General features: G+C 34.1%; 11 protein-coding genes and 1 pseudogene. 10 read left to right on the forward strand and 2 right to left on the reverse strand.

What is annotated here, in order from left to right; translation table 11 throughout:
- The 4 genes and pseudogenes from V7147_RS06115 to V7147_RS06130 form a co-directional block, all read left to right on the forward strand.
- Window positions 1-415: pseudogene (locus V7147_RS06115) on the forward strand (SOS response-associated peptidase); the annotation flags it as partial.
- A 115-nt stretch (window positions 416-530) separates the two neighbouring features.
- A complete protein-coding gene (locus V7147_RS06120; protein ID WP_335366969.1) occupies window positions 531-1,208 on the forward strand; it encodes a DUF421 domain-containing protein in 678 nt (225 codons plus the stop codon).
- Between the two features lie 21 nt (window positions 1,209-1,229).
- Window positions 1,230-1,412 (forward strand): hypothetical protein, encoded by a 183-nt coding sequence (locus V7147_RS06125; RefSeq protein WP_335366970.1) that lies wholly within the window; start codon window positions 1,230-1,232, stop codon window positions 1,410-1,412.
- A gap of 21 nt (window positions 1,413-1,433) precedes the next feature.
- Window positions 1,434-1,712, forward strand: coding sequence for a hypothetical protein (locus tag V7147_RS06130; RefSeq protein WP_335366971.1), 279 nt, complete (start codon window positions 1,434-1,436; stop codon window positions 1,710-1,712).
- Window positions 1,713-2,022: 310 nt separating this feature from the next.
- Here the strand turns inward: V7147_RS06130 and V7147_RS06135 are convergent, their stop codons facing one another.
- Both V7147_RS06135 and V7147_RS06140 read right to left on the reverse strand, forming a co-directional pair.
- Window positions 2,023-2,391: a hypothetical protein gene (locus tag V7147_RS06135; RefSeq protein WP_335366972.1), complete on the reverse strand. Its 369-nt coding sequence runs from the start codon at window positions 2,389-2,391 to the stop codon at window positions 2,023-2,025.
- Between the two features lie 129 nt (window positions 2,392-2,520).
- Window positions 2,521-3,591: a glycosyltransferase family 4 protein gene (locus tag V7147_RS06140; protein ID WP_335366973.1), complete on the reverse strand. Its 1,071-nt coding sequence runs from the start codon at window positions 3,589-3,591 to the stop codon at window positions 2,521-2,523.
- Between the two features lie 183 nt (window positions 3,592-3,774).
- On the opposite strand from V7147_RS06140, the gene V7147_RS06145 reads away from it, so the two are divergent.
- From V7147_RS06145 to V7147_RS06170, 6 genes are all read left to right on the forward strand, one after another.
- Window positions 3,775-5,094, forward strand: coding sequence for a nucleotide sugar dehydrogenase (locus V7147_RS06145; RefSeq protein WP_335366974.1), 1,320 nt, complete (start codon window positions 3,775-3,777; stop codon window positions 5,092-5,094).
- Entirely contained in the window at window positions 5,091-6,071 is a 981-nt protein-coding gene (locus V7147_RS06150) for an NAD-dependent epimerase/dehydratase family protein (RefSeq protein WP_335366975.1), read from the forward strand. The genes V7147_RS06145 and V7147_RS06150 overlap by 4 nt, the downstream gene beginning before the upstream one ends.
- Window position 6,072: 1 nt before the next feature.
- On the forward strand, window positions 6,073-7,005 hold the full coding sequence (locus V7147_RS06155) for an NAD-dependent epimerase/dehydratase family protein (protein ID WP_335366976.1): 933 nt from the start codon (window positions 6,073-6,075) through the stop codon (window positions 7,003-7,005).
- 233 nt (window positions 7,006-7,238) lie between these two features.
- The gene (locus V7147_RS06160; RefSeq protein ID WP_335366977.1) at window positions 7,239-8,438 is read left to right on the forward strand and encodes a glycosyltransferase family 4 protein; all 1,200 of its coding nucleotides are present in this window, start codon (window positions 7,239-7,241) and stop codon (window positions 8,436-8,438) included.
- A gap of 50 nt (window positions 8,439-8,488) precedes the next feature.
- Window positions 8,489-9,733: a glycosyltransferase family 4 protein gene (locus tag V7147_RS06165; protein ID WP_335366978.1), complete on the forward strand. Its 1,245-nt coding sequence runs from the start codon at window positions 8,489-8,491 to the stop codon at window positions 9,731-9,733.
- A 36-nt stretch (window positions 9,734-9,769) separates the two neighbouring features.
- The coding region (locus V7147_RS06170; RefSeq protein ID WP_335366979.1) for a glycosyltransferase family 4 protein at window positions 9,770-10,883 on the forward strand (1,114 nt) is incomplete at its 3' end.

Consider the following 10,883-nt stretch of genomic DNA (forward strand, 5'->3'; position numbering starts at 1 on the left):
TCGTCAAGCCTTTAAATTTAGACGCTGCCTCGTTATTGCGGACAGCTTTTATGAATGGAAAAAAGGTGCGGACAAATCTAAAACACCAATGCGGATCAAATTAAAGTCAGATGAACCGTTTGCAATGGCGGGAATCTGGGAACGTTGGAAATCCCCTGATGGGAAGACCATGTTTTCCTGTTCAATCATAACAACAACTCCAAACGTACTTATGAAGGATATTCATGACCGAATGCCGGTTATCTTGCAAAAGGAAGATGAAAAAAAATGGCTTGATCCTTCATTGGATGATGTTTCAAAATTGTCTCATTTACTCAAACCTTTTGATGCCGATGGGATGGAGGCATTTGAGGTTTCAGCGTTGGTCAACTCACCTCGTAATAACTCACCAAATTTAATACAAAAAATATGTTAACCACGACTGTGATCCTATTTGGATTCAGTCGTTTTTTCATTTTTCCAATTCATAAATCCCCATTTCTTGGAGATAAATAAGATGATTTAACAAAAGTAGAATGGAGTATTTTTTAATGAAGTTAGCCCATTTATCAATTGAACTTATTACCGGCTTTTTCCTGCTATTTATCATCGTTAAGGTTGTTGGTAGAAAAATCATCAATCGACTTACACCATTTACGTACATTGCAGGAATTGTCTTCGGAGAAATCTTAGGAAATGCACTATACGAAGACAAAATAAATACACTTTATATCGTATACTCGATGTGCCTTTGGGGATTATTATTATTCATTGTTGAACTTCTCGGACAAAAGATATTATCGTTCCGTGGATTCTTAGAAGGAAAACCAATTGCTCTAATCAAAAACGGAGCCGTTGATAAAGATGCCTTAAAAAAGGCCAGGTTGAATATCAACCAATTACAAAGCCTTCTTCGCGAACGCGAAACTTTTTCCGTAAGAGAGGTAGCTTTTTGTTTTCTCGAGCCAAACGGTAAAATTAGTATATTAAAGAAAGCAAAATATCAAAAAACAACGGGAAATGACTTCAATTTAACAGAAAAACCTGTATATGTACCTGTAACCCTCATCCGAGATGGAAAAGTGTTATGGGACGAAATTCGAGATTTAGGATTTAATGAAGCATGGTTAAAGAACCATCTTCACTCACAAAACGTTTCAGATTATAAAGATGTCTTTTTAGCGGAATGGCAAGAAGATGAAGGAATCTTTGTTCAAACTTACATTTAAAAACAAGCTGGAGGGATTATTTTGAAAAAAATAGTAGTGTCTTTTTTGACTATTATTATTATAGGAACATTAACTGGCTGTGCACCTCCAAAGGATAAGTCGAATCATGAGAACTCCAAGCAATCTGAAGAGAAAAAAGATGATAAAAAAATAAAAATAAAGGTAGCGGACGAGGAAGAAGATAAGAAGGAAAAGAAGGATTAAAACCATTTGAGGTGATTTGACATGGATTTCCCTATCATACATACAAATTTTTGGGATGCTGTAATCGCAGTGCCGCTCGTTATGATCATTACACAAATTATTAAGATCTTGTTTAAAATACCTAAAAAGTATGTCCCCACTTTAGCACTTATTTTTGGATTGCTAATCTCTGTTTTCTATAGTCATCGACATAGCCTAGGTGCTGGTTTGTTCATGGGCTGGTTTTATGGTTCTGCTGCGATAGGCTCCTATGCCTCCTTAAAAACAACTATATTAGCATATCGAAATAAAAGTGACTAAATGGATGTTCCCTTCAAGAGGTCTTGTTTGATTAACAATTAATAAAGAACTATTCCTCCACCAGCCAATATCGAAAAATTGGTGGAGGACAGTATTATTTTTATTAGAATGGGAAATTTGTTTTCCCCATTAATAACTGTATAAGGCACACCAATGTGCTAATAGATCTTTTCAACACTTTAGCGCTTACTAAACCTAATTATAAGGAGTTTTTTAAACTTTCATAGATATGAATTTCTAAATATCCAGACACATTATACTGGAAACATTAGGAATTAAATTAAAAAATCCAATACTAATGTATTCAAACCTAATCCTTATTTTTTAGAATTATTACAGGTAACATATCTACTACTGTTCCAATCTCATCTTTACCAGTCGCCGAAAAAAGTACTTGTGATTTTTCTTTTTGTTTACCGCTAATTTCAATTATAAATCTATCAAGATCTGTAGTATTAAAATCAACAGACAAGCTTTCTTGAGGGCCTAATTCCCTTGTTTTTCTGGAAAACTTGGTTTTTTCACCATTTAATTGAAATAGTGTAATCGAAAACTTAGCTTTTTTCTTTCGACTGTTATTCACAGCGATTACAGTTACAGTGAAATAAACTGGTTCACTAGCATAGATAGTTTCGTTTTCATTCTCAATAGGAGCGGTTGAATATAAAAATTTGCCCAATAGTATACCCTCCTTATTATAAAATTTGATTACCCTGATGCAAAAAGATTAAACTTCTCCCTATTTGTATATGCTTGAGTAACTTTGTTGATTGGACAGATTGACTAGTCCATATACATCAAATTTACTTTATACAATATCTAAATTCCGTAGCATATCTAGGAAATGTTCCCCATATTGAATTGGGCTAAATGAAGTCTGGATTAGCTTGTTAGCACTCGTGATAATCTTTTGTCTCAGTTCAAGATTATTAATAAGTTCATTCGCTTCGTTCAAAAATTCCAAAATATTTCCTTGATGATATAGTTTCCCTGTCACATTGTGAATTACAAAGCTCTCAACTCCACCAGATCTTGTTGTTAAAACAGGGCAATTACAGCTCATCGCCTCGATTACTGAATAGCCGAACCCCTCAAGTTTAGAAGTTGAACATACAACCCCCCCTGATTTTCCTATCATCGAATAGTACTTGGCCATATTTTTACGTCTGACGTTTTCATAGACTATAAGATTTTCAGTCAAGTTAAGCTTTTGTACCCATGCGGAAAATTTTTTTTGTTCATTTTTTGATACAACGGTTGGATCATGAAAAAACCATAGTTGAATATTAGAGAACATTTCACGAAGGGAATCCCCTATTTTTAAGAACTCTATCCAATTTTTATTTTGATCTAATCGTCCGACCCATCCAACTACTATTTTTGGAGGTAAAGGGACGTCTACATAAGTAAAGAGATTTGTATCGATACAGTTATGAAGGCTAAATTTATTTATTTGAGGAAAATGTTTTTTCACTAGCTCGTTCAGAAAAGTGGTATTTGGATAAAGAATGGCATTCGCATATTGCATTACATATGGCTCCGCTTTTTCTAACCATCTAACTGTTGCTTGATAATTTCCTAAGCCCTGAATTTCGTAAATGACTTTACCCGAATAGCCAAGTCTATTGAGTCTTTCCAAAAACAAGTAGTCAGTACATACAATAATTGCTGTATATTTGTGTTCTTTAATTATTTTTTCAATTTCTTCATCAGTTTTCAAAATATAGTTGTGGGAATCACATTCGAAATCGAGATTCACACCTTTGCTAAAATATAAAAAATGACATTCTAACCCTTTTTTTCTTAATGCTAAATTTCTCTCATAATTAAGTGTTACCATCCCGCCACTGGCAGTTGAAAAAACAAACAATAATTTCATCTGATCCCTCTTTTTAAAGTTGCAGGTTTTTTTTATGTTATGACATGAATCCTTTAATTGTTTGGATAATATTAAGCCACTATGCACTAATTTTTTATTAAATTAGTGCCTTTACAGTACAAGTAACTATACGCTTTTATTGATGTATTCATAAGATAAACACGTGACTAATAAATAGAGGAGGTGTTTGAACTGGTAATTCACGATAATTGTGATGCGAAAGAAAATGCAATCGTAACAGTAGGAATAATAGGACTTGGATTTGTGGGTTTACCTCTGTCACTTCTCTTTGCTGATAATGGCTTTAAAGTTATAGGAATAGATAGTGATGAATCAAAAATTGAAAAATTAAATAATGGAGTAAGCTATCTGCCGGACATAACGAATCAAGAACTTCAAGAAGTAATAACAACAAGTAAAATAAAAGGAACTGTTGATTACGATATCGTAGAAACACTTGATGTAATTATTGTTTGTGTCCCGACACCATTAACCAGCTATAAAACTCCTAATTTAAGCTACCTTAAAACGGTCGGAGAAGAATTAGCGCCAAGGATAAGGAAAGGACAGCTTATCATATTAGAAAGTTCTACATTTCCAGGCACCACTAAAGAGGTATTTCAGCCGATTCTTGAGAAAAACGGGTTAAAGGCAGGAGAGGATTTTTTTCTTGCTTATTCACCAGAACGAATTGATCCCGGAAACAAGCATTATAAAGTCAGTGAGGTTCCAAAAATCGTAAGTGGAGTTAGCAGTAATTGTCTCCAAAAAATTTGTAATCTATATAAGAAAGTTTTTCAAAAAATTGTTCCTGTTTCTTCTACTCAAATTGCTGAATTTACAAAACTTCTTGAAAATGCTTATAGATTTATCAATATTTCATTTATAAATGAACTTGCTATCTTAAGTGATACTATGGAAATCGATTTATGGGAAGCAATTAATGCTGCCAGTACTAAACCATATGGATTCACTCCTTTCTATCCTGGGCCGGGAATAGGAGGACATTGCATACCAGTAGACCCCTTATATCTTGCTTGGAAATCCAATCAGTGCGGTTTTGATAATAAAATGATTCGATTATCAGATGAAATTAACGACCTAATGATTGACTACATTGTTCAGAAAATCAAAAATTTGTTGTTTGATAAAAGTAGTAAAAGAGTTTTGATTTATGGTGTTACTTATAAAAAAGATATTAATGATATTAGGGAATCTCCTGCAATTAAAATTATGCATTTACTACTACAATTAGGAATTGAGGTTTCTTATCATGATCCTTATGTTCCTGAAATGAATATTAGCGAGTGCAAATATACTAGTATTTCCCTAACTGAAAATACGCTACAGCAAAGTGATTGTGTAGTTATTTTAACGGATCACTCTAATATACCGCTTGATAAAATACTTGGTCATGCAAACCTTGTTTATGATGTTAGAAATGTAACAAACCGATTAAAGAGCAAAGCAAAAGTAATACGATTCGGAGGAGGAGAAGGATGAAAGTATTAGTAACAGGCGGTGCAGGCTTTATTGGCTCGCATCTTGTTGAGAGACTAATAGAGAAAGGACACGATGTCACCTGTTTAGATGATCTATCAACAGGAAAGGATTCTTTTCTTATTCACGTTATGAAGCATCCAAAATTTTCATTTGTAAATGGTTCGGGTTTGGATCGTAGTTTGTTAAAAGGGCTTATAGAAAATTGTGATATAGTTTTCCATTTAGCTGCAGTATTAGGAGTTAAGAATACTGTGGAAAATCCTTTGAAAGTCATTGAAGGTAATATTGATGTCACACGCAATATATTGGAATTAGCGTTCCCAAGAAAGGTAAAAGTAATATTCTCATCAACATCTGAAGTGTATGGAAAGAATGAAATGCTTCCTTTCAGCGAAGAATCAAACAGGGTTCTTGGGCCAACTACAACACATCGTTGGTGTTATGCAACCGCAAAGGCATTAGACGAACATATGTGCTTTGCTTATGCAGAAAAAGGGTTGCCTGTCACTGTATTACGCTATTTTAATTCTTATGGACCTCGTGCAACATCTACACAATATGGTGGAGTTGTTCCAAAATTTATAAGTGCTGCATTAAAAGGAGAGCCGATTACCGTTTATGGAGATGGAAGACAAACGAGATGTTTTACGTTTATTGATGATACTGTAAAAGGAACTTTGTTAAGCATGGATGAAAAATTTAACAATCAAGTATTTAATATTGGTTCCAATCAGTTAATTTCTATAAATGAATTAGCTGAAAAAGTGAAGGAAATTACTCAATCCAGCTCCCCGATCGTCCATATTCCTTATGACCTAGCTTATGGAACAGGTTATGAGGATACTTTAAATCGAACACCTGATTTAACCAAGGTCAAAAAACTATTAAAATTTGAACCTACTGTTTTATTAGATGACGGATTAAAAAGAACGATTGAATGGTTTAAAAATGAACTGCTAATAGGCGGTGGAAGTTGATATGAAAGTACTCGTAACAGGCGGAGCAGGATTTATAGGATCACATATTGTAGACCTATTAGTTGAACTTGGTTATGAGGTAATCGTTGTTGATAACTTAAGTTCAGGAAATTCAACCTTTTTACCTCCCAACATTACATTTTACAAAGCTGACATTCAATCAAGTATACTAAATGAAATATTTATGAAGGAAAAACCAGCTTACGTTATACATCAAGCTGCACAAGTCGATGTCAGCAGATCGATCCTTGATCCGTCAGAAGATGCCGAAAATAATGTACTAGGCACGGTTCGATTGTTATCATGCTGTATTAAACATAATGTACAAAAGATCATTTATGCTTCCTCATGTGCAGTGTATGGAGAAACAGATGATTGCAGTATTACTGAGTCATTCCCCATCAAACCATTATCGTTTTATGGCCTCTCCAAATATACCCCGGAAGTTTATATTAAACTTTTTCACGATCTGTACGGTCTTCCCTATACGATATTAAGATACGCAAATATTTATGGACCGAGACAATCACCAAAAGGCGAAGGCGGGGTTGTGTCAATATTTCTAAAGAAACTAATATCTAAGGAAGCACCAGCTATTTTTGGAAACGGTGAGCAGACACGTGATTTTGTATATGTAAAGGATGTTGCCATGGCAAATATGCTTTCTTTGCATAAAGGTGAAAATGAAATATTGAATATTAGCAGGAATGAGAAAACGAGTATTAACCAGCTTTATCACATGATAACTTCTATTGTTGTATCAAATCCCCCCTCTCCTTTCTACCAAGCTCCACGAAAAGGAGATATTCTCTACAGCAAATTGGATAACGCTAAAGCAAAACGTATTTTAGGCTGGGAACCCAAATACAATTTAATGAAGGGATTACAGGAAAGTTATGAATATTATTTACATGAATATACAAAGGAATCTTAAATAATATTTCAGTTATGGCACTCATAAAAATAAGAATAATCATTTTTGAAATCGGAGGTGTGAACTACTAATTTTACCTAAGGTATTGATTGTTTCGATCCCTAAAAGCGGAACACATCTTTTAAGACAACTGATTTAAGGCATTCCGGGTATGCAGGAAGATTGTTAATAGAATTGGATTACGAAAAAGATTTGAACTGGCAAACTCTTTTCTTGATTGTGAGGAACTAAAAATGAAAATCTTAATTATTACTTTTTTTCCTTATCCGGATGGGGGGGGTGTTTCCACATATATTCAACTGCTTCATAATGTATTAAAAACCATGGGGCATGAAGTTGATATTTTATCACATAATCCTGACAGAACAAAATATTATATGCCAACTAATGGTCAGATGACTGAAAAAAATATTATCTGGAATTCATTAAATGAAAAAGTTCATCAATTTTATCAATTACATTTCTCACAAACAGACTTAGGGATTCGTAGCCAGGAAATCGATCGGTATGCGTTTGAAGCTGTACTGACAAATTATAGAATAATTGATTATGATTTAATTCACTGTCAGGATGTCATTTCAGCAAGAGCTGTTCAAAGAATTGTAAATAATAAGGTACCTATAATAAGTACGATTCATGGTGCTTTGTCTTTAGAATTATTGTTGCAAGGATGGATAAAAGGAAAGGAAACTTTGATGTGGAATTATTATCAGGAAATAGAATTATCCGGATTAACATCTAGTACTATCAATATTATTCCTTCAAAATGGCTAAAAAACATTTTAATTAAGGAATTTGGCTTAGCTGAAGAACATTTTGAAGTTATCCCCAATGGCATAGACATTGACAATTTTATTAAAAAAATGGGTGAACCCTCTTCCCTTTCACCTCCAAAAAACAAATTGGTTGTTGTTTGTCCAGCCCGTTTAACCCGTGAAAAAGGTCATAAGTTTTTATTAGAAGCTTTAGGGAAAATTAGTCGATTACGGAGTGATTGGATCTGTTGGTTGTTGGGCGATGGCCCAATTAAAAAGGAGATTGAAAGACAAATAATACAGCATAATCTTCAAAATCATGTTTTTTTACTTGGCCGTCGTGAGGATCTGCCCGCATTATTGAAACAATCTGACATTGTTGTCCTTCCAAGCTTACAGGACAATCAGCCTTTTGTAGTAATGGAAGCACAAATATCAGGAACACCTATAGTAGTTGCAGATGCTGGAGGTATACCTGAAATGGTAGAGCATATGAAAACGGGATTAATCTCAGCCTCTGGTGATAGTGAGAGCTTATCTGCAAATATTATCAATCTTTTAGAGAACACATCACTGAGAAATACATTAGCCTTAAATGCCAAAGAATGGGGTTTAAAGCAATGGTCATTAAACACATTTACTCAGAGAATTATGAAAATATATAATACTGTTTTATAAAAACAAGACTGCAAGATGAAATGGAATTTTGAATAGATAGGTGAATTTTCATGAAAATACTCTTAGCCACCTATTGGTTAATCCCTCATGTCGGTGGGGTATGGGCTTATCTAAAATGTTTAAAACAAGAACTTGAAAATTTGGGTCATTCAGTTGATATTCTTGCACATGACTCAACTGTAACGAAATATATTATTTGGAATACGGAAAAGTATATTTTAAAAAGAAAAATAAGAGAACCTATTTCTTCAAAATTGGATTATTTTAATAAAAATTGGAAATTTACTCTTGATGCAAATGAGACGGAGATATTAAATAATGAACTAGAACATCACTGCTTTGCTGCTGCCTCTGCTTTCTCCTGTCTCTCACAATATGATTTAATTCATACCCATGATGTTATATCAACACGAGCAATTGCAAATGTTATCCCACCACACATCCCTTTTATTTCAACAATTCATGGTTGTCTTGCAACAGAATACATTATTTCCCAACAAAATAAAAATACCCGATTAGACATTTTACAATTAAAAGAAACATTATTGTGGAAGTATTATTCGGCCCGTGAATTCTTTGGCGCTACTAAAAGTGATGTGACTCATGTGCCTACACACTGGCTTAAAAACCTCTTAACAGATGAATTTAAGGTGCCTGAAAAACAACTTTATGTGCGACCATTAGGCATGGATGTTGAAATTTTTTTAGAAAAAATGCTAGAACCGGTCAGGTCTCTTCCCCCCAAAAAAGAAATAACTATTATATGTCCAGCACGACTTACACCTGAAAAGGGCCATACATTTTTATTGGACGCATTAGTAAGGTTGAAACAAGAAAACCCTAATTGGATTTGTTGGCTTGCTGGTGATGGTGAACTTAAGGAAATATTAGATTCCAAAGTAAAAGAATTAAATCTGGAAGAATTCGTAGTATTTTTGGGTACAAGAGATGATGTCCCAGCCTTACTAAAACATACTGATATTTTAGTTTTACCGAGTCTTCAAGATAATCATCCATATACCATTATGGAAGCTCAGGTAGCAGGTGTTCCAGTGGTGGCTAGTGATGCTGGAGGAATTCCTGAAATGGTTACGGATCACCATACTGGGCTAATATCGACAAAAGGAGATTCTGAATCGTTATTTTTGGGTTTAAAAGAACTTATTGAAAATAAGCTTCTTAGGGAAAATTTAGCAAAAAATGCCCGTGAATTTGGAATAAACCATTGGTCAATGAAAAATCAGATTCACCAAGCAATCGACTTATATGAGATGACGATACTGCAAAAGAGTTAAATCATTCATCCTAAAATAGAAAGGGAATCATAAAAGTTGAAAATTTTGTTTGTATTTTTCTGGCCGCTTCCCTCGATAGCAGGTGGGGTTTGGACCTATCTATCTGGATTAAAAGAAAGCCTCGGGCATTTAGGATACCATGTTGACATCTTATCACCTCATCCTGAGTTTAATTACTACTATTTAGTGGGCACGGATCATGTTGTCGAAAAAAATTTTATAAAAGAACAGGTTTACAACCGAATAAATCCATTTTATCAATCGAATTTCCCAATGCTGTTACCATGGATTAGAAATATTGAATTTGAATGCTATAGCTTGGAACTTGCTCTTACTTTATTTAATTTAGAACAATATGATTTAATTCATGTCCATGATATTTATTCTGCAAGGGCCGTTTCCCGTGTAAAACCAAGTAATGTTCCAATTGTCTCAACCTTGCACGGATGTTTAGCGACAGAATATTTAATTAGAGCAGGAAAAATAAAATCAACTAATGAAATCCATACAGTGATTAAAAATATAGATAAAGATTATGTTTGGCGTCTATTCAAAGCTTATGAATGGTATGGTGCAACATCTTGCGAGCGAACAATTGTGCCATCAAAATGGCTGAAGCAATTATTAGTAGATTACGTTAACATTCCATCAGATTATATTAAAGTTATACCCTATGGAATTAATATTGGATCATTTTTAAATCATATGAAGGGAGGGCTTCATTATGGCAGTAATAAAAATAAAACGGTTATTATTTGTCCCGCGCGTTTAGATGAGGTTAAGGGGCACAAATATCTTCTAGATGCACTGTCAGAGTTATTAAAAGATAGTAAAGACTGGGTTTGTTGGATTGTTGGAGATGGTTTATTGAGAAAAAGTTTAGAAGATCAAACCAATAAGCTTGGTTTACAAGATTTTGTGAAGTTTTTTGGAAATCGTAATGATGTACCAACATTGATGAAAAATTCCGATATTGTCGTCTTGCCAAGCCTTCAGGATAACCAACCTTTTGTTGTTATTGAAGGACAGGTTGCAGGAAAGCCTGTAGTGGTAACGGATGCTGGAGGATTGCCGGAAATGGTTGAACATAACGAAACTGGCTTAATTGTACCAGCTGGAAATAGTCATCCTTTATACAAAAATCTTAAAC

Source organism: Bacillus sp. JJ1521 (assembly GCF_036965165.1).
Lineage (GTDB): Bacteria > Bacillota > Bacilli > Bacillales > Bacillaceae_L > Ferdinandcohnia.